The following is an 18371-nucleotide window of genomic DNA, read 5'->3' on the forward strand; positions in this document are numbered from 1 at the left end:
TGACCAAATTTAATATATGACTAAAATAAATGGAGGGATATAAATGCAAATTCCAATTAAGAAAACAATCGATAAAATTCCAGGTGGTATGATGATTGTTCCGCTTTTCTTAGGAGTTTTAGTTAATACATTTTTTCCACAATTTTTACAAATTGGTGGTTTTACAACAGCATTATTCGGCCCAAAAGCATCAACAACTATTTTAGCTTGTTTTATGTTCTTAATTGGTTCACAAATTAATTTTAAATTAGCACCAAAGGCACTAAAAAAGGGTGCAATATTAATAGCAGGAAAGTTTATTGTAGGTGCTGGTATTGGTATATTTGTTGGAAAAGCTTTTGGGTATGGTGGAGTATTGGGTTTATCGCCATTAGCTATTATAGCTGCATTAACAAATTCTAATGGTGGGTTATATGCATCACTCGCTTCAGAGTATGGAGATGAGACAGATGTAGGTGCTTATGCTTTATTCTCTTTAAAAGATGGTCCATTTTTTACATTAGTCGCATTAGGTGCATCAGGACTTGCACAAGTTCCTATTAAGTCACTTATTGCAGTTATAATTCCAATAGCAGTAGGAATGATTTTAGGAAATATTGATTCTGATATGAGGACTTTTCTTGGAAGTAGTAAGTTATTGTTAATTCCATTTTTCTCATTTCCATTAGGTGCAGGAATGGATCTTAGAACTATTATAAATGCCGGAGGACCTGGTATATTATTAGGTGTAATATCTGTATTTACAGGAATAGGACCATATATTCTTCTTAAATTATTTAAAGAAGAGCCAAGAATTGGATTAGGAACAGGATCAACTGCCGGAAATGCTGTAGCTACACCAGGCGTTGTTGCAGCATTAGACCCAGCATTTGCTGCCATAGCATCAAGAGCTACTGCTCAAGTTGCAGCAGCATGTGTAGTATCTGCATTGATTTGTCCATTTATTGTTTCTTATGCATTTAAATTTAAAGATAACAAAACGAAAAAGCTATTACATCATAAAAATGATTGTAAATTTTAATATAATATGAAAAATTGAAGCCATAGTTTCAAATCACCGGGTGATATAAATTGAAAATAAAGGCAGTACACAGGAGGGTTGAGACTATGGTTAAAAATAATAAGTGTTGCATTTAGTATTGCGATTTATAAATTGCGATTTATAACAATAATTAATCTACACGGAAAGATGGAGGACATGGTAGAGGAAATGGTATATAATAGAATTAAATCTATTACTATTAATTCTTCTAGACGCATGCATGGTTTTCTATTATTTCGTGTTTTTTTAAGTCATTTACATATAAACTAAATTAAATTTGTATGCATTAAGATTGAGGAGATAAATATGAAGAAAGCGATGAAGCTGCAAACAAAGATTATATTATTGGTTGTTACAGTAGTATTTGTTTCTATATCTATAATTATTTTATTTGTAATCTCATGGGCAACTGGAAATATTGAAAACAAGGTCAGAACTAATATTATGAATGTAGCTGAAATGGTAGCACATTCTAGAGAGATAATAGATGAGTTAAAGGTTAGAGATCCAAACCAAAAAATTGATTACTACGTTAATACGCAGCTTAAGAATTTAGAATTGGTTGACTATATAATTATAGCAGACAGTGATGAAATTAGATATTCTCATCCAAACCATGAAATGATAGGTAAAAAATTCGTGGGAGGAGATCAGTATAGAGCAATTCAAAAAGGAGAAGCATATATCTCTGAGGCTACAGGAACACTCGGAAAGGCTCTTAGAGCCTTTGCTCCAATATATGATGAAGAAAATAAAAAAGAGATAGGCTTTGTTGCCGTAGGTACACTTACTAATGACATTGAGAAGGCTAAGTATACAGCTGTTTTGTATATAATTTTGATTGGTTTAGTCGGGCTTACGACAGGTATAATAGGAGCAGTTTTATTAGCTAATAACATAAAGAATACTTTGATGGGATTGGAGCCTGAAGAAATAACAAAGCTTTATAATGAAAAAATGGCAATTCTTAATACTATTCATGAAGGGTTAATATCAGTTGATCATATGGGCAGAATCACTCTTATAAGTAATTCGGCATTAAAAATCTTACACTTTGAGGATAATATTAAAAAAGAGAATATTACTGGGAAGAACATAGAAGAGGTTATTCCTGATACACGTATTATGAATGTGTTAAAAACAGGTAAGCCGGAATTTGAGGTAGAACAGAGGATAAATAACACCATAATAATAACTAATATAGTTCCTTTGATGAATAAAGAAAGGGTTATAGGAGCTATTACTAGCTTCAGAGATAAAACAGAGATAACTAAAATGGCAGAAGAACTTACAGGTGTAAAAAAAATGGCATGGTCTTTAAGAGCTCAAAATCATGAATTTATGAATAAGCTTCATACTATTTCAGGGCTTATACAGCTGGAAGAGTATGATAAAGTACTTGAATTTATTTCAGATATAACTAAAAGTAGAAACAATATAAGCAATATTTTAACACAGAATATAAAAGACTCTTCTGTATCAGCTTTATTATTATCAAAATATATCAAAGCTGAAGAGTGTAGAGTTAAGCTAAAAATAGATGAAGATTCAAAACTTACAAAGTTACCAGAGAATATTACATCTGAAGAAATTGTATCGGTTTTAGGCAATCTAATAGAAAATTCTTTAGATGAAGTTAAAAATGATGGAACTGGATTAATATATATAAAAATAGTCCAAAATGAAGAATTTTTAAATATAATAGTTAAGGATAATGGTGGTGGAATTTCTGTTGAATTTAAAGAAAAAATATATGAACGAGGTTTTTCAACAAAAGATGGGCAACGTGGTTATGGAATGTATATAGTAAAGAAAATAATTGATGAATCTAATGGCATAATAAAACTTGATGTGAATAATGGCGTCATTTGGAATATAACAATACCAATGACAAGGAGTGATAAGCTTGATTAATGTAATGATTATTGAAGATGACCCTATGGTTATGGAGATAAATTCTAAGTTTTTGAAAAAGATAGAAGGATTTATTTTATATAAAGCAGTTTCTAATCTTAATGATGCAAAGAAATTTATATCGATTAAAAAGCCAGATTTAATATTACTTGATGTGTATCTTCCTAAGGAAAACGGGATTGATTTATTGAAGTGGATAAGGGGACAAGAGTTAGACATAGATATTATTTTAATTACAGCAGATAAAACAATTGAAAGAGTACAGGAGGCTTTTAGATATGGAGTTGTAGATTATCTTATAAAGCCTTTTAGTTTTGAAAGATTTAAAGAATCACTTATTCGATTTAAGGGGAGACATAATCAATTTAAAGACAATGATGTGATTGAACAAGAGGAACTAGATAAATTAATGTCTAGTCCTAATATTGCTCAAGATGAAAATGATTTTGTTAAGGGACTTAATAAATATACATATAGGGCTATATTGGATGAAATAGAAAAAAGTAATTATGAACATTTTACAGCAGAGGATTTGGCAGAAAAATTAGGTATAGCAAGAGTAACAGTTAGAAGATATCTTGAATATATGCAAAGAGAGAATAAAGTAGATAAATTTGTAGAATACGGTAGGGTTGGTAGGCCACAATATAAATATTATAAAATTTGATGTAGTTGAAGTTTCAGGATATGATTATGTTTTTAAATATCTACATGAGGAAGAAAAAGATATAACAATAAAAGAGTTTAGAGAGAAATATAACATTGGGTATAACAATGCTTATAAGATAATACATCAAAAGGATTTTCCATGTGTGTTTGTAGGAATGGAGTATTTAATAATTAGCTCAGAAGTAGACAAATGGTTTGAGAAACATATAGGAGAATCTTTTTAATATTTATTTGAATTCATTGAGGTTTTATATTCTAGAAAATAAAGATAATAGTCTAATATTAATATAATATAATAAACATGCTCATGCACATAACATTAATGTTGCAGAAAACTTTAAAGATAAAATGCGGTCAATTGATAGAATGATTAATTGTTCTAAATCTTTTTATGAACAACGATGCACCGCAGTTGCTTCTAACAAAAATCATGCAGCTATTATTTTGTCGTATTCAGGAAGGGCTACGTTTTTACCAACTATTGCAGAAATATTATATAAAAAGGAATAGAAATAATTTGGATAGGAGGGCTTGGAAAAATGTGGTTCCAGATTATATAAAGCATCATTTATATATAAGTAATAAAAAAATTTAAGAAATATAATATCTCAGTTTTTATCACATATTGCAATGCAGTATATGTTAGATGTTATTTCTAGTTATATTTTTAAAATTGATTATTAAAAAACATAGATTACATAGAAGAGGTTGCTAGCATTGTTGATGTTAGAAAAACCAATAAAGATAAATAGCTAGTAATATTTTTGAGCTTGCCAGAGAAAATTTCTGACAAGCTTTTTATTTGAAAAATTTTTATACTTATTTTATGTGAATAAAAGGACTTGCTAAACTATTGAAATTAAAAAATATAGCGTCTTTTATATAATGATGTAATAAAATAGCTAAAACAATAATAGATTATAATATAATCAATATAATTTAGGTGATTATTATTAATAATGAAATTGTTCACATGGAACCAACTAAGGAGTTTTTTATAAATGCACTGACAAGGGATATTAAACTTGACAGAACTGTTTTAGATTTAATTGATAATTCTATTGATGCTGCACGTAAGTCAGATAGAGATTTTTCAACATTTGAAATTAGACTAACATTAAATAAAAAATGCTTCATTATAGAAGATAATTGTGATGGAATCTCAAAGGAGTCAGCTAAAAGCTATGCTTTTAAATTTGGGAATAGCCAAGGTAAAAACACAAGACAATTCTCCATAGGACATTATGGTATTGGTATGAAAAGGGCATTCTTTAAAATAGGAAAAATGATTTATGTGGAATCAGCTACAAGAGAAGATTTTTTTTCTTTATTTTTAGATGTTGATGAGTGGAGTAAAAGTAAAGAGTGGAATATACTTTTTAAAGATTCAGGAATAAATGATAATCATAAAAAAATTGGAACAAAAATTGAAATTAATAAACTAACTGATGAAGCTAAAGATAGTTTTTCCGATGAACAGTTTATTAAAAATTTAATAGATACTATATCTAAGACATATGAGAATGATATAAGAAGAGGTATTAAAATTATTGTAAATGGCAGAGGGATTACTATTTCATCAAGGGACAGTGAGACTGAAATATTAAAGTATTCAATCGATTGTAGAAATTATACAGCGGAAATTATAATTAAGAAGGATATACCTAATTATAATGAGTCTGGCTGGTATGTTAAAGTAAATGATAGATTAGTTGTTAGTGCTGATAAAACTGAATTGACAGGATGGGATATTAGTAGCGATTCAAAATATGATATACTTAGAGGATATGCATATATAAAAATATTAAAAGAAGCACCGCCTTTTAATACTATAAAGGAAGGATTAGATACAAGCAATCCAATTTACAAAGAGCTTAAGAATTATATGAGAAAGGCTTTACAAGAGGCATTACCGAAAATAAAAGGTGGCTATTTTGCTACTATAACATATCAGAGACCTAGAAATGAAGCTGATAAGTTAAAGAAGATTCTAAATGTAAAAAGCTATAAGAAGATTGGAGAAATAACTTACGAGGATTATTTAGAGAAAAATAATATAAAAGTATAGTATCAAAATAAATACACTAAGTTGTAATATAGTTATTTTATTAAGCCAATGGCTAAATTTAAGATTAAATTCAAAGCATACTTCTTTGCCTTAGTATATAGTATTAATTCATCTGTAAAAGCAAATACTTTTTCATTTTTTACTAATCCAGTGCCATGTATTTTATCGTATGGAATAATAACTATTGTAGTTTTTAGTTCTTTAAAACTTAAGTCCTTATCAACAAAAATTAATCTCTTATTTGTAAAGCATAAGAAGTCAAATAATATAGTTTAATTTCACCTCATAAAAGGATTGGAAGTACTTCTAATCCTCTACTTCTATTTAGCTCACTAAAATTTCAGTGAATTAATAAGACATTATAATATTAAATAAATAATTACTCACTAAGTATTGATATTATTTTAGATAATAAGCAAAGGAAATTATTAAAAATTTTCTTAGATGCTTATTTCGATAGTATAAAATTTTACTAGAATTAATGAAAAAGATTATACTTTTATCTAAATATTGGTGATAGTATATTTAGAATAGAATATAAAACGTGAATATCATGAATAGGGTGGAGGATGCTATGAAAAGGTATGTAATATTTAATGCAGTTAAGCAATTGATATGAAAGTGTGAGGTGAGTCAATGAACAAGCGAATTATATCAATTATTCAAGAATTGTGTAAATTAGAAAAAAACATAAATATTTCTGATTTAGCAAAACAATTTCAGGTTTCACAGAGAACTATTAGAAATGATTTGAATGCAATCAATGAAATTCTAAAAGAACATGGACTTGCTGAATTGAAATTAGAAAAAGGCGGAAGTATTTCTAGGAATAATAAATTTGTTGATATTTTATCGTTTGTTTCTGAAAAAAGTTTTTATGAGTATAAACTTTCTAAAGAAGAACGAAAGAGAGTTGCATCTGCGTTACTTGTTAATTCCACGGGATACATAACACTCTCTATGATTGCTGATAATTTGTTTGTTAGCCGCGCTACTATTATTAGTGATCTTGATGAGATTAAAGCATTTATAAAAAAAGGAAATTTAAAAGTATTATCGCATCCGAATAAAGGACTTCGTGTAGAGGGAAGAGAAAGTGATAAAAGATTGTTCTTAATGAGGCTATTTGATTCCAATAATGATATTGTAGAACGAGAAATGATAGAAAAATATATTAGTGTGCAGGCAGAAAGTAAGATGATAATTCAAAAAATTATATATGAACAGGAACATGTGCATAAGAGTTTTCTTACAGATGATTCTTTTCAGAAGGTACTGCTTTATTTGGGCATTATGATAAATCGCAATATGCAAGGAGAATATGTTGAAGTTAGAAGAGAAAAAAATAATAGTAAGCATCTTATGGCACAGGACATTCTTAAATATATTTCTCAATATTGTCATATTAATACTACAGAAGATGAAGTACGGTTTTTAAGCGAAATATTAACTAAGGTTAGATATATGAAACAAAGTACCTCAGATAAAAATGCTATAAAAATTCAGTTTATTACAAGGCAATTTATTGAAAACGTTTCAGAAGAGATTGGAATTAACCTAAATGGAGATTATGATTTTTTTGAAAATTTGTCAAACCATTTGGAATCAGTATTTGCTTCAGTACCTATTGTAAATCTAGAAAATTCAATAGTTGACGAAATTATGAAGGAAAATTATGAAATAGTAAAAGCTGTAAGAAAAGAGCTGCCTTTACTTACACAATATATAGGAAGGAAAATTACTGAAGCTGAGATAGGATATATTGCGGTTCATGTATGTGCTGCAATAGAACGAAAAAAGAATAAAGAGATTGCATTTCATGTTATTGTTGCTTGCAATTCAGGAATTGGAACATCTCAACTACTTTTAGAAAAACTAAAAAGGCATTTTAATTTTCATATAGTCGATATCATATCTTCTCATGAAGCAAAAAACTTAGAAACTGAAAAAGCAGACTTTATTATTTCTACAGTTCCATTAAAAGCTTGTAAACTTGATCATGTAGTAGTTTCACCTATGTTGAGAGATGAAGATTATATTAGAATTGGAAATAAAATTGATGAATTACGTAGGATAAGGCATTTACCTTCACGTATGAAAGAAAATAAGATAACACCAAAAGGATTGATGGATGAAATTATACCTGTTATATATGATAAAGCTCCAGAGAAAGCACCTATTTTAATAAAAGAGTTAAAAAAGATAGTGAGAGATTATTTTAAAAAGTCTGTAGAGAAAGATGCGGAAATTTTTTCACCTTATCTGCACCATCTACTTCCTTATAATCATATAGAATTAGATGTAGAATGTAAGAATTGGCGTGAAGCTGTATATAAGTCAGCAGAGAATATATTGCGTCTTGGATATATCGAGGAAAGATATATTGATTCAATGATTAAGAATATTGAGGAGAATGGTCCATATATTGTGCTTTCAAGCGGTTTTGCTGTTCCTCATGCTGGACCAGAATATGGGAGCATTAAAGTAGGAATGAATCTAATTCGATTAAAAAATCCAGTATCTTTTGGAATTGAAGAAATGGATCCAGTGGAATTTGTTTGTTGTCTCAGTGCAGTTGATCATAAAACACATTTGAAAGCATTTCTAAATTTAGTTAATATTTTTAAAAATAAACAGTTTAAGAAAGAATTGCACATATGTAAAACACCAAAAGAAGCGGCTGAAATTATTAGAAGATATGAATATGCTATTGAAAAATAAAAAAGAATGGTTAAAATTTTTTCAAAATATATAGAAAAATTTTTAACCATTCTATTTCTTTGTAAAAACGTTGGTAGAACTTTTGACTGTTTTTAGTAAGAATGGCATGCTACCATATATATAGAAAGATAAAGCCGGCTTATAATCGATCTAATACACTGGAGGAAATTAAAATGATTTGGGAAGAATTAAAAGAATCACTTATTCTCACCGAACTGAGTGCAAAATCTTATGAAGATGTAATGCATAAGTTAGGTTGGGCTTTAGTTAAAGAAGGTTATGCAAAGGAATCCTATATAGATGCATTAATTTCTAGGGAAAAGAATTTTCCTACAGGAATTGATGTAAATGGTGTTGGAATAGCAATACCTCATACAGATGTCAGTCATGTAAATAAAACTGGCATTGCTATAGGAGTTCTAAATGAACCTGTTACATTTTTTCAAATGGGAACAGATGATGAAACGGTTGAGGTGCAACTAGTGTTCATGATTGCTGTTGCGAATCCTAATAATCATATTGAACAATTACAGAGAATTGTCACCATTATTCAGGATAAGGATGTACTTAATCAACTTATAAAAGTAAGAGATAAAAATGAAATTATAAAAATTATTAGAGAAAAGGAGAATGAGATATGAGAAAAAAAGTAATTGTAGCATGTGGGGGAGCAGTAGCAACATCAACAATTGCTGCTAATAAGATAGTAGAATTGTGCAAAAAGAATGGTATTGACGTGGAAATCTGTCAAATAAGAATTTCTGAAATCGATTCAAACCTTGAAGGAGCTGATTTGATTGTAACCACATCTAAGGTAAAAAGAGACTATGGAGTGCCTCTTATTACTGGTATGCCATTTATATCAGGTGTAGGTGTAGAAAAAACAGAGGCATCTATTTTAAAAGTACTTAAAGGTTGATATAGCAAGAATAATGTAATAGGGGGTATGGTATATGTTAAAGGTAATTCAGTATATAGTTGATATGGGTGCTTCGGTTATGTTGCCAATAGTAATTGCAATAATAAGTATTTGCATTGGCGTGAAAGTAGGAAAAGCTATTCGTTCAGGATTGATGATTGGTGTTGGATTTGTAGGAATGGGTTTAATTGTTGATATGATGAATGCACAACTTGGACCAGCAGCACAAGCAATGTCTGAGAAGTTTGGTCTATCTTTAAGTGTTGTAGATATTGGATGGCCAGGAGCGTCTCCTATGACATGGGCGTCTAACATTGCTATTGTAGCAATTCCTATTGCTATTTTGGTAAATTTGTTTATGCTTTTAGCAAAAATGACTAAGACTGTAAATATTGATATCTGGAACATATGGCATATGACTTTTACTGGTGCTATTGCTTATGCTGTTACAGGAAGTTACTGGATTGGAATTCTAGGCGTAGTGTTTCATGCAGCAATCGCATATAAGCTTGGAGATTTATGGGCACCTTTGATGACTGATTATTTTGAACTAGATGGATTGACAGTGCCTCATGGTACTTCTGCTTATATGGCTCCCATTGCTTGTTTGGTAGATGTAGTTATAGATAAGATTCCTGGAGTTAAAAATGTTGATATAACAGCAGATTCTTTACAAGAAAAAGTTGGTGTGCTAGGAGAGCCTATTGTAATTGGTGGAATTTTAGGAGCTGTAATAGGGTTTCTTGCTGGATATTCGCCTAAGGAAGCGTTACCTCTAGGGGTAAATATGTCAGCTGTAATGGTTTTGATGCCAAAAGCTGTAAAATGCATTATGGAAGGTTTAATGCCATTATCAGAACGCGCAAAGGAAATTCTAACTAAGAAGTTTGGAAGTTCAGAATTTTATATAGGATTGGATCCTGCAATTCTTTTAGGAGATGCTCAGGTTGTGACAACTGGATTAATATTTATCCCACTGACTTTATTAATTGCGATTATTGTTCCTGGAAATAGAGTTTTGCCTTTTGGAGATTTAGCTACTATTAGCTTCTTTATTGCAATTGCAGTTGCTGTGCATAAAGGTAATATCTTTAGAACACTGTTATCCGGAAGTGCTATTATGTACATGACTATTTGGATTGCGAATCAGACCATTCCATGGATGACAGCATTGGCTAAAACGACTGGTACAACAGATGGAAAAAACTTAGTGGCAGCGCTAGATCAAGGTGGATCACCGATTACTTATATATACACGGAGATATTTACTAAAGAAAACGTTATCGGAGCTGTAGTTATTGCTGTTATATATGTAATATGTTTATTGTTTACAATTAACCATTCTAAAAAGAGAGCAGAAGTATTGAAAGCAGCAGAAGAATAATTTGAATGGGGGAGTTGATATGAAGGCAGGAGTAGTACATGCTAGAGATGATATCCGATATGAGGAGATAGAAAAGCCAATTCCTAGAAAAGGTCAGGTATTGATTAAAGTAAAATATACTGGAATTTGTGGGTCTGACGTACCAAGAGTTAATGGGGATGCTTGTCACTTCTTTCCAAATGTATTAGGTCATGAGTTTTCTGGTACGGTTGCACAAATTGGAGAGGGAGTTACTTCTGTGAAAGTAGGGGATAGAGTGGCTGGTGTACCATTGGTTCCATGTATGAAGTGTGAAAATTGCCAGAAAGGAGATTATTCCCTGTGCAAACAATATAGCTTCATAGGATCTAGACAATTTGGTAGCTTTGCAGAATATGTGGTGGTTCCTGAGAAAAATGCTATACCATTTGATAATGATGTTTCTTTTGAACAGGGAGCATTCTTTGAACCAGCTACTGTAGCACTTCATGGAATTATGCGTGTCCCTTACGAGGGTGGGAAAACTGTTGCTATCCTAGGTGGTGGAACAATAGGAATGTTTGTGATGCAATGGGCTAGAATTTTTGGAGCCAGGGAAACTGTAATATTTGATATTGCCAGTGAGAGATTGGAGCTGGGAAAACGCCTTGGAGCAACTGCTGGAATAAATACATTGGATGAAGGATTTATGGAAAGAGCAATGGAATTGACTGGTGGAAGAGGATTTGATTATGTTTTTGAAACTGCAGGAAATACAATTACTATGAAAATGGCATTTGAACTGGCTGCTAATAAAGCACACTTATGCTTCATTGGAACACCAACAAAAGAACTAAGCTTTTCTGTGAAAGAATGGGAGAATATGAATCGAAAAGAGTTTACATTAACAGGTTCTTGGATGTCCTATAGTGCTCCTTTTCCAGGCATTGAGTGGAAGCTTGTATCTCATTATTTCAAGACAGGTGATTTAAAGTTTGACGAATCCTTTATTTTTACTAAAATTCCTTTAAGTCGTATTGCAGATGCTTTTCAAATGTATAAGGTACCAGGTGCTGCAAGGGGAAAGATATTAATTGACAGCGAAGGCTAGGTGATTGATATGATAACGACAGTAACTCTAAATGCATCTATTGATAAAGCATATTACATGGATGGAATAATTGAAAATGGAAAGGTTATGCGCGTTGCTTCCTGCAGAAATTCTGCAGGAGGTAAAGGTTTAAATGTTGCTAGGATTGTGAAGTTGTGTGGCTCAGAAGTTCAAGCTACTGGCTTTGTTGGAGGATTTAATGGAAAGTATTTGGAGGCATTGCTGGACATTGATGGAATCCCACATAATTTTAAGCATGTAAAAGGAGAGACTAGAAGCTGTATTAATATTCTGGATAAGAAATATGGTTCTACAGAATATTTGGAACCTGGTTGTGAAATAACATCAGAAGAAGAAAGTCAGTTTATAGAGTTATTTCCTAATATCATAAAAAACAGCAGTATTATTACTATTTCGGGAAGTATACCTAAAGGTGTCAGTAAAGATATTTATGCACAGATGGTTCTTATAGCAAAAAAAATGGGAAAACATGTACTCTTAGATACTAGCGGTGAGCTTTTAAAGAGAGGAATTAAATCCTGTCCAACAATGGTAAAACCCAATAAGGATGAACTAGAGCAGTTATTTCATATAAAAATCAAAGGAATAGAAGATGTAATTAGATATGCAAAAAAGATATTTGATTTTGGAATTCCTTATGTAATTATTTCATTAGGTAGTGACGGAGCTTTAATGGTCTGTAAAGAAGGTGTATTTCTTGGAAGTCCTCCAGTCGTAGAGGTCGTGAATACTGTTGGGTGTGGTGATTCTATGGTAGGTGCTTTTGCTGTTGCCTTAGAAAGAAATATTCCATCAAATGAGATTTTGAGATATGCTATCGCTGTTGCAACAGCTAATGCAATGTCAACTAATACTGGAGATTTTGATCCAGATATATGTAGAAAAATTATTAATGATGTAAATATCAGAAGATTGTAGAAAAGAGAGGTGGGCTTATGCCATTAGTTACAACAAAACAATTATTGTTGGATGCACAAAAAGGTGGTTATGCAATCGGAGCATTTAATGTTGAAAATATGGAAATGGTTCAGGCTGTAGTAGCAGCTGCTGAGGAATTAAAGTCACCAGTCATTATGCAGACAACTCCGTCTACAGTAAAGTATGCTGATATGTCATATTTTTATGCAACTGTAAAGAATGCAGCTGAAAAGGCCAGTGTTCCTGTTGTTATACACTTGGATCACGGAAACAGTTTTGAACTTGCTATGCAGGCTTTGAGGGTTGGATATACGTCAATTATGATTGACGGATCACATAGAACATTTGAAGAAAATATAGCGTTAACTAAATCGGTTGTAAAAGCTTGTCATCCATCTGGGATACCAGTAGAAGCAGAGCTTGGAAAGGTTGGAGGAAAAGAGGATGATTTAGAAGGTGGATATGAGAATCCATACACAGATCCAAAGGAAGCAAAAATATTTGTAGAGAAAACCAGTGTAGATTCTTTGGCTGTTGCAATAGGTACAGCTCATGGTGTATATAAAGGCATACCTAAATTAGATATGGAGCGTTTAAGCGAAATTAGAGAGGTTGTTTCCATTCCATTGGTGCTTCATGGGACTTCTGGTGTTCCGGATGATGTCGTTATGGAATGTATTCAAAGAGGAATTTGCAAAGTTAATTATGCAACAGATTTACGAATTTCCTTTTCAAATGGTGTAAAGTCAGTGCTGAAGGAACATCCGGAAACTATTGATCCGAAGAAGTATAATGCTCAAGGTAGAGAAAAAGTAAAACAATATGTAATGAGTAAAATTAAGGTTTGTGGAAGTGTAGGAAAAGCAAAATAAGAATAGTATATAACATGTAAACTATATTTTAAAAAAAATTAATGTTTAACAGTTTCATTTAAATCTTTTTAAGAGGTTCTCAGCTCTATCAAGATTAAAGATGGAATATATTAATTGTAGTAAGTTGATAAAACCTGCTGGGGTGATCAGGCCCCAGTGCTTTTTTTAAATATGAGGATGTTTATGAAATGATATAGAAAAAATCTGTGACAATAAAGTAACTGAAATGCTAAGACATAGAATTATAGGAAAAAAGAATTTTTACATATATATGTTTAAAAATAGAAAAATTGAATTGTTTTTATCTACGAAAGTTTAACCATTGATAATAAAAGAAAAATGGTACAAAAATTTTAACTAATATAAATTTTAGGAGGATTTAATATGGTAACTAAAAGTGTAACAATAACTAATAAATCAGGCATACATGCAAGACCAGCTTCTTTATTTATTAAAATTGCAACAAATTTTAAATCAAATATTACCATAGAAAATGGTAATAACAAAGGTAATGCAAAGTCTTTAATAAGTGTACTTAGTTTAGCTATAGCTTGTGGGAGTGAAGTTACAATTACTGCAGATGGACCAGATGAAAATGAAGCTATAGATGCTTTAGTTAAATTAATAGAATCTAAATTTGGTGAAGAGTAAAAATTGATCAGAAAGGTGCCGGAAGAATATAAAAATGTATTCTTGCATTTAAAAGAGATGCATAATCTAATCAATTCAGCCGTATTAAGACTTATAAAGATGATAATAGAAATGAAAAATAGCATTATATAGTATAATAAGGCTTGGACAATTTAAATTAATATGTAATGCTCTTGTATTACTCACATTTTTGACAGAAATTTTGTTACATGCTATCATAATTATGGATTATATTAGTTTAATATGGTCATAAATAAAATATGTTTTACGGAGGATATATATGGGCATCTCATTCAGACGTTTAAGGTAATGAAGTACGGAACAAAAACTAACCTCAACCAAGGCATTTTGGCTGAGTTTATTTGCGCTGTACATTTTTCATTTCCTATAAACTACGAATGAATGAGGTGTATTTTTTATGTGTAAAAATAAAATCCAGGAAAATATTGGATTATTTAAATGTCCTATATGTGGCAACAAAATGGATCTTTATAATTTGAAAAGTTTAATTTGTCCTAAGAATCATTGTTTTGATTTATCTAAAACTGGATATGTGAACTTTTTACTGAATTCTGTAAAAACGCAGTATGATAAAGAAATGTTAAAATCAAGAAATATCGTATGCAAAAACAGTTTTTTTGAGCCAATGGTGGAGCAAGTAAGTGAAATAATATTAAGGTATATAAGTAATGTATCCTGTAAAAAAAGCATGATATTAGATGCTGGTTGTGGTGAGGGCTCTCACCTTAATCAAGTTATTAATAAATTGAATGATAAGAGTAGGATTAAATTTGATGGTATAGGAATTGATATTTCCAAAGAAGGAATAAAAATTGCTTCAAAAGAATATCCAGATAACATATGGTGTGTTGGGGATTTAGCCAAAACTCCATTTATGAATAAGAAATTTGATGTGATACTTAACATTCTATCCCCTTCAAATTATTCTGAATTTAACAGGATTATATCAGATAGAGGAATACTTATTAAAGTCGTTCCAGGAAGCAGTTACCTTAAAGAATTAAGAGGATTATTCTATGGTAAAACGGATAAACAAGAATATTCAAATGAGAAAGTCTTGAGGCATTTTAATAATAACTTCCATATGATACATGAGCAGCAGATTCTATATACTGTAGAATTAGACAAAGAATATCTTGAACAACTAATAAAAATGACGCCATTGTCATGGAATGCCTCAAAGGATAAAATTCAAAGAGCTTTTAATATTGGCTTAGAGAATATAACAGTAGATTTTACCATAATATGTGGTAAAAAGAATTAAAGATAAAAAGTAATAAGAGAGAACTAAACTAAACTTAGATTTAGTATAGTTCTCTTATTTTTTATATATTATTGTTTCGTATTTATTTCTTATAGGTATATAATATTATTAGCATAACAATTTAAAGATGTTGGGAAATTGGCATAAACTTCAAAATAGAAAATTTTAATGCGCAAAAAATATACCTTTACTAAACTAATGAATAAGATTTCGCTTTTTATTCTTATTTTTATTAACATTCCGTTATCAGCAATGTGCACTGAAAAGGTAATTAAATTATATCTGTACCAATTTTAAACATGGTGTTATAAATAATAATATACAGAGACTAGTAGAAAGTAAATATTATTTATATAGTATAATATTTATGTTTGCAACAATCGTAATATTTACAAAATAAATCTAGTTTATTAGGGAGAAATTTACTTTTTTTCTTCTGATATTAAAAGCCCTGATTTTTTTAGAGCTGGCATTAAAGCATTATAAATCAGAGTTACTAATATTATAGATACTATTGCATTAACAAAGGTAGTCACTGCACTTAGCTTTGCTAGAATTGATGCTGCTTTCTGAGGCTGCCCTAAAATGTATTGTTTGTAAAAGTACCCTATAATAGGATCAAAAACAACATTAAAGGTTAATCCACAAGTTGAAGCAATAAGTACCCATTTAAACACATATCTTTTATCATTGCTATTATTTATCTTAGCGTAATTATGAGCAACTAAGCCTGTTATTAAACCAATACATAGCTTTAATAGGAAGGTTTTAGGTGCTGATAAAATATATATAGGATCCAATATATCTGCTATGGTCATTCCTATAGCTCCAGCTAAACCTCCATACCATCCTCCAAGAATTAAGGCAGCTAATACACAGAAAGCATTTCCTACGTGGAAGGAGGTTGCACCAGCTCCTGGTACTGGAATTTTAATTTGAATAAATGTGAAAGATATAAAACATAAGGCTGCAAATAATGCAGTTTCAGTTAATTTTAGTAATCTTAAATTTTTATTTTTCATGTAAATCCCCCTATAGTTAATATTTATATTAAGTTACAAAAATTATATAACATGAAGGATAGTTATACCAAGTGTACCCATACATTACTAAAAATATTTTCTCGGAGTACTATAGATGACGCACTTAAATCCTTTGCTGTCAATGGTTACAAGAAAACCTCAATAGGTGGCATAGCTTCAGATGTGAGAAGTTCTAAGGCTATAAAAAAACATCTTTTAATCCCAGTATTTTTATAAGAAAGTTAGATACAGTTAAGAATGAAGAATTTTATACGAATAAATATCAAGAGAAACAATTAGATAAAGAGTTATGTGATATTGAAAATAAAAGATCTTTTAGACTGTGGATTTTCAAAAAAGATGATGAGGATAGAATAATAGGCTCTGTTGGTTTTAATAATATTGTGATGGGGGCCTTTCTATCCTGCCATCTTGGTTACAAGTTAGACAAGGAAGAAGTAAATAAAGGTTATATAACTGAGGCAATTCGAAAGGGTATTGAAATTATGTTTAATGAATTTGGATTGCATAGAATTGAAGCAAATATAATGCCTAAGAATAAGCGTTCTTTAAGGGTGGTTGAAAAGTTAGGATTTTATAACGAGGGATTGGCATACAAATATTTAAAAATAAATGGGAGATGGGAAGATCATATACATATGGTTTTATTAAACCATAAGGTTTAGTAAAGATAATATTAGTTGTGATGGCAGCTAAGTTTTATGTATAGCATTGTATTTAAAAGAAAGTGGTGAGAATGATATGGATAGTTCTTTAGTTAAAAGTTTAAGCTTGAGTTATGAACCAGTAGCAGTCTTACTTAGCAATGAAAAGCCTGAAGGAGCACTTCAAGGGAAAGAAGGGCATAGAAGCTGCACAATTCCATTATTTATTGCTGCAGCAAAGGGAAAAACTTCAGTTTTTGAACGTAAAACTGTAACATGTAATGGTGGTAAAGTAGGATTTGGGTTTGGGCAATTTCCTAATTATCCAAATGGAATCGAGTATTTTTTAACAGTTGGTAAGGAAGGTAAATTTGAAGGAGAAGGATATATGAAAAATCCAGAATTAGGAGATGACTTTGTTAAGTGTTTAGCAATAACTGATATTCCATACCAGTATGTTATCTTTAAACCTTTGTCACAAGTTGATGCTGCTAAAGAAAAACCTGAATTAATTATATTCTATGTTAATCCTAATCAGTTATCAGCCCTTACGGTACTTGCAAATTACTATAGACCAGGGTATGAAAATGTTATGATACCATTTTCCTCAGGATGCCAGTCTATTTTCCTTATTCCCTATGCTGAATCTAAGAAGGAAAATCCAAGAGCAGTAGTGGGATTAATTGATATTACAGTACGTCCTATGGTTGAAGCCGATATGCTTTCATTTTCTGTTCCTTATAAGATGTTTATGGATATGGAGGAAAGTGTAGAAGGAAGTTTTTTGGAGAAAGATTTATGGCACAGAGTAATAGGAAAGGCAGAAAAATAAAACTTATATATGAACATTAATTGGGTTGACTAAATAGTCAAAATGTGACAAAAAATTATACGATAATACAAAGCTATTATATAATATTCATCTTTTAACAAATATTCATATAAATATAAAATCATGGTATAGTACTTATTAAATAACAATTGTTATTGTACTAAATATATAATGGGTTAAATCAAGAATTGTAAAAAAGAAGAGTATTTCATAATTATAATTTTTTTACTAGAAAGGTGGTTAATTATAAAGTTGGAGGACTTGTAACAATGCAGTTTCTCTAATTTTTTACATGTTTGTCTATAAATACACATTTATT

The 18371-nt window shown here is 30.5% G+C and carries 18 protein-coding genes and 1 pseudogene; 17 read left to right on the forward strand and 2 right to left on the reverse strand.

What is annotated here, in order from left to right; translation table 11 throughout:
* The first annotated feature begins 43 nt into the window (after positions 1 to 43).
* The 5 genes from CPAL_RS10475 to CPAL_RS10505 all read left to right on the forward strand — a co-directional run bounded on the left by CPAL_RS10475 (position 44) and on the right by CPAL_RS10505 (position 5693).
* Positions 44 to 1021, forward strand: a complete 978-nt coding sequence (locus CPAL_RS10475; protein ID WP_061857911.1) for a 2-keto-3-deoxygluconate permease — start codon at positions 44 to 46, stop codon at positions 1019 to 1021.
* Between the two features lie 327 nt (positions 1022 to 1348).
* Positions 1349 to 2956, forward strand: coding sequence for a Spo0B domain-containing protein (locus CPAL_RS10485; protein ID WP_061857909.1), 1608 nt, complete (start codon positions 1349 to 1351; stop codon positions 2954 to 2956).
* Positions 2949 to 3623, forward strand: coding sequence for a response regulator (locus CPAL_RS10490; protein ID WP_061857908.1), 675 nt, complete (start codon positions 2949 to 2951; stop codon positions 3621 to 3623). Before CPAL_RS10485 ends, CPAL_RS10490 begins: the two co-directional genes overlap by 8 nt.
* On the forward strand, positions 3589 to 3849 hold the full coding sequence (locus tag CPAL_RS10495; protein ID WP_061857907.1) for a helix-turn-helix domain-containing protein: 261 nt from the start codon (positions 3589 to 3591) through the stop codon (positions 3847 to 3849). The genes CPAL_RS10490 and CPAL_RS10495 overlap by 35 nt, the downstream gene beginning before the upstream one ends.
* A gap of 749 nt (positions 3850 to 4598) precedes the next feature.
* Entirely contained in the window at positions 4599 to 5693 is a 1095-nt protein-coding gene (locus tag CPAL_RS10505; RefSeq protein WP_061857906.1) for an ATP-binding protein, read from the forward strand.
* 32 nt (positions 5694 to 5725) lie between these two features.
* Here the strand turns inward: CPAL_RS10505 and CPAL_RS14270 are convergent, their stop codons facing one another.
* Positions 5726 to 5962: a PH domain-containing protein gene (locus CPAL_RS14270; RefSeq protein ID WP_082787843.1), complete on the reverse strand. Its 237-nt coding sequence runs from the start codon at positions 5960 to 5962 to the stop codon at positions 5726 to 5728.
* A gap of 367 nt (positions 5963 to 6329) precedes the next feature.
* Between CPAL_RS14270 and CPAL_RS10515 the strand changes: the two genes are divergently transcribed.
* From CPAL_RS10515 to CPAL_RS10555, 10 genes are all read left to right on the forward strand, one after another.
* Positions 6330 to 8414 (forward strand): BglG family transcription antiterminator, encoded by a 2085-nt coding sequence (locus CPAL_RS10515; RefSeq protein WP_106024574.1) that lies wholly within the window; start codon positions 6330 to 6332, stop codon positions 8412 to 8414.
* Positions 8415 to 8587: 173 nt separating this feature from the next.
* A complete protein-coding gene (locus CPAL_RS10520) occupies positions 8588 to 9055 on the forward strand; it encodes a PTS sugar transporter subunit IIA (RefSeq protein ID WP_061857904.1) in 468 nt (155 codons plus the stop codon).
* Positions 9052 to 9333, forward strand: a complete 282-nt coding sequence (gene gatB / locus CPAL_RS10525; protein ID WP_061857903.1) for a PTS galactitol transporter subunit IIB — start codon at positions 9052 to 9054, stop codon at positions 9331 to 9333. The genes CPAL_RS10520 and gatB overlap by 4 nt, the downstream gene beginning before the upstream one ends.
* Positions 9334 to 9367: 34 nt before the next feature.
* Positions 9368 to 10717: a PTS galactitol transporter subunit IIC gene (locus CPAL_RS10530; RefSeq protein ID WP_106024575.1), complete on the forward strand. Its 1350-nt coding sequence runs from the start codon at positions 9368 to 9370 to the stop codon at positions 10715 to 10717.
* Between the two features lie 19 nt (positions 10718 to 10736).
* Entirely contained in the window at positions 10737 to 11786 is a 1050-nt protein-coding gene (locus CPAL_RS10535) for a galactitol-1-phosphate 5-dehydrogenase (RefSeq protein ID WP_106024576.1), read from the forward strand.
* 9 nt (positions 11787 to 11795) lie between these two features.
* On the forward strand, positions 11796 to 12725 hold the full coding sequence (pfkB, locus tag CPAL_RS10540) for a 1-phosphofructokinase (protein ID WP_061857900.1): 930 nt from the start codon (positions 11796 to 11798) through the stop codon (positions 12723 to 12725).
* Between the two features lie 17 nt (positions 12726 to 12742).
* Positions 12743 to 13597, forward strand: coding sequence for a class II fructose-1,6-bisphosphate aldolase (gene fba, locus CPAL_RS10545; RefSeq protein ID WP_106024577.1), 855 nt, complete (start codon positions 12743 to 12745; stop codon positions 13595 to 13597).
* A 384-nt stretch (positions 13598 to 13981) separates the two neighbouring features.
* Positions 13982 to 14248, forward strand: coding sequence for an HPr family phosphocarrier protein (locus CPAL_RS10550; RefSeq protein ID WP_106024578.1), 267 nt, complete (start codon positions 13982 to 13984; stop codon positions 14246 to 14248).
* 3 nt (positions 14249 to 14251) lie between these two features.
* On the forward strand, positions 14252 to 14380 hold the full coding sequence (locus CPAL_RS14200; protein WP_273091983.1) for a hypothetical protein: 129 nt from the start codon (positions 14252 to 14254) through the stop codon (positions 14378 to 14380).
* A gap of 286 nt (positions 14381 to 14666) precedes the next feature.
* A complete protein-coding gene (locus CPAL_RS10555) occupies positions 14667 to 15533 on the forward strand; it encodes a putative RNA methyltransferase (RefSeq protein WP_106024579.1) in 867 nt (288 codons plus the stop codon).
* Positions 15534 to 15955: 422 nt separating this feature from the next.
* Here the strand turns inward: CPAL_RS10555 and CPAL_RS10560 are convergent, their stop codons facing one another.
* A complete protein-coding gene (locus tag CPAL_RS10560; protein ID WP_106024580.1) occupies positions 15956 to 16555 on the reverse strand; it encodes an ECF transporter S component in 600 nt (199 codons plus the stop codon).
* Between the two features lie 251 nt (positions 16556 to 16806).
* Here CPAL_RS10560 and CPAL_RS10565 point away from each other — a divergent pair.
* Both CPAL_RS10565 and CPAL_RS10570 read left to right on the forward strand, forming a co-directional pair.
* A pseudogene (locus CPAL_RS10565) lies at positions 16807 to 17241 on the forward strand (GNAT family N-acetyltransferase); the annotation flags it as partial.
* A 76-nt stretch (positions 17242 to 17317) separates the two neighbouring features.
* On the forward strand, positions 17318 to 18052 hold the full coding sequence (locus CPAL_RS10570; protein WP_106024582.1) for a DUF169 domain-containing protein: 735 nt from the start codon (positions 17318 to 17320) through the stop codon (positions 18050 to 18052).
* Positions 18053 to 18371: the final 319 nt, after the last annotated feature.

It is taken from the genome of Clostridium thermopalmarium DSM 5974 (genome assembly GCF_002995795.1).
In the GTDB taxonomy this organism is placed as follows: Bacteria; Bacillota; Clostridia; order Clostridiales; family Clostridiaceae; genus Clostridium_H; species Clostridium_H thermopalmarium.

Coding starts and splice junctions, on each gene's coding strand:
- CPAL_RS10475 (WP_061857911.1), top strand. CDS start 44: ATGCAAATTCCAATTAAGAAAACAATCGATAAAATTCCAGGTGGTATG.
- CPAL_RS10485 (WP_061857909.1), top strand. CDS start 1,349: ATGAAGAAAGCGATGAAGCTGCAAACAAAGATTATATTATTGGTTGTT.
- CPAL_RS10505 (WP_061857906.1), top strand. CDS start 4,599: ATGGAACCAACTAAGGAGTTTTTTATAAATGCACTGACAAGGGATATT.
- CPAL_RS10515 (WP_106024574.1), top strand. CDS start 6,330: ATGAACAAGCGAATTATATCAATTATTCAAGAATTGTGTAAATTAGAA.
- CPAL_RS10520 (WP_061857904.1), top strand. CDS start 8,588: ATGATTTGGGAAGAATTAAAAGAATCACTTATTCTCACCGAACTGAGT.
- gatB (WP_061857903.1), top strand. CDS start 9,052: ATGAGAAAAAAAGTAATTGTAGCATGTGGGGGAGCAGTAGCAACATCA.
- CPAL_RS10530 (WP_106024575.1), top strand. CDS start 9,368: ATGTTAAAGGTAATTCAGTATATAGTTGATATGGGTGCTTCGGTTATG.
- CPAL_RS10535 (WP_106024576.1), top strand. CDS start 10,737: ATGAAGGCAGGAGTAGTACATGCTAGAGATGATATCCGATATGAGGAG.
- pfkB (WP_061857900.1), top strand. CDS start 11,796: ATGATAACGACAGTAACTCTAAATGCATCTATTGATAAAGCATATTAC.
- fba (WP_106024577.1), top strand. CDS start 12,743: ATGCCATTAGTTACAACAAAACAATTATTGTTGGATGCACAAAAAGGT.
- CPAL_RS10550 (WP_106024578.1), top strand. CDS start 13,982: ATGGTAACTAAAAGTGTAACAATAACTAATAAATCAGGCATACATGCA.
- CPAL_RS10555 (WP_106024579.1), top strand. CDS start 14,667: ATGTGTAAAAATAAAATCCAGGAAAATATTGGATTATTTAAATGTCCT.
- CPAL_RS10560 (WP_106024580.1), bottom strand. CDS start 16,555: ATGAAAAATAAAAATTTAAGATTACTAAAATTAACTGAAACTGCATTA.
- CPAL_RS10570 (WP_106024582.1), top strand. CDS start 17,318: ATGGATAGTTCTTTAGTTAAAAGTTTAAGCTTGAGTTATGAACCAGTA.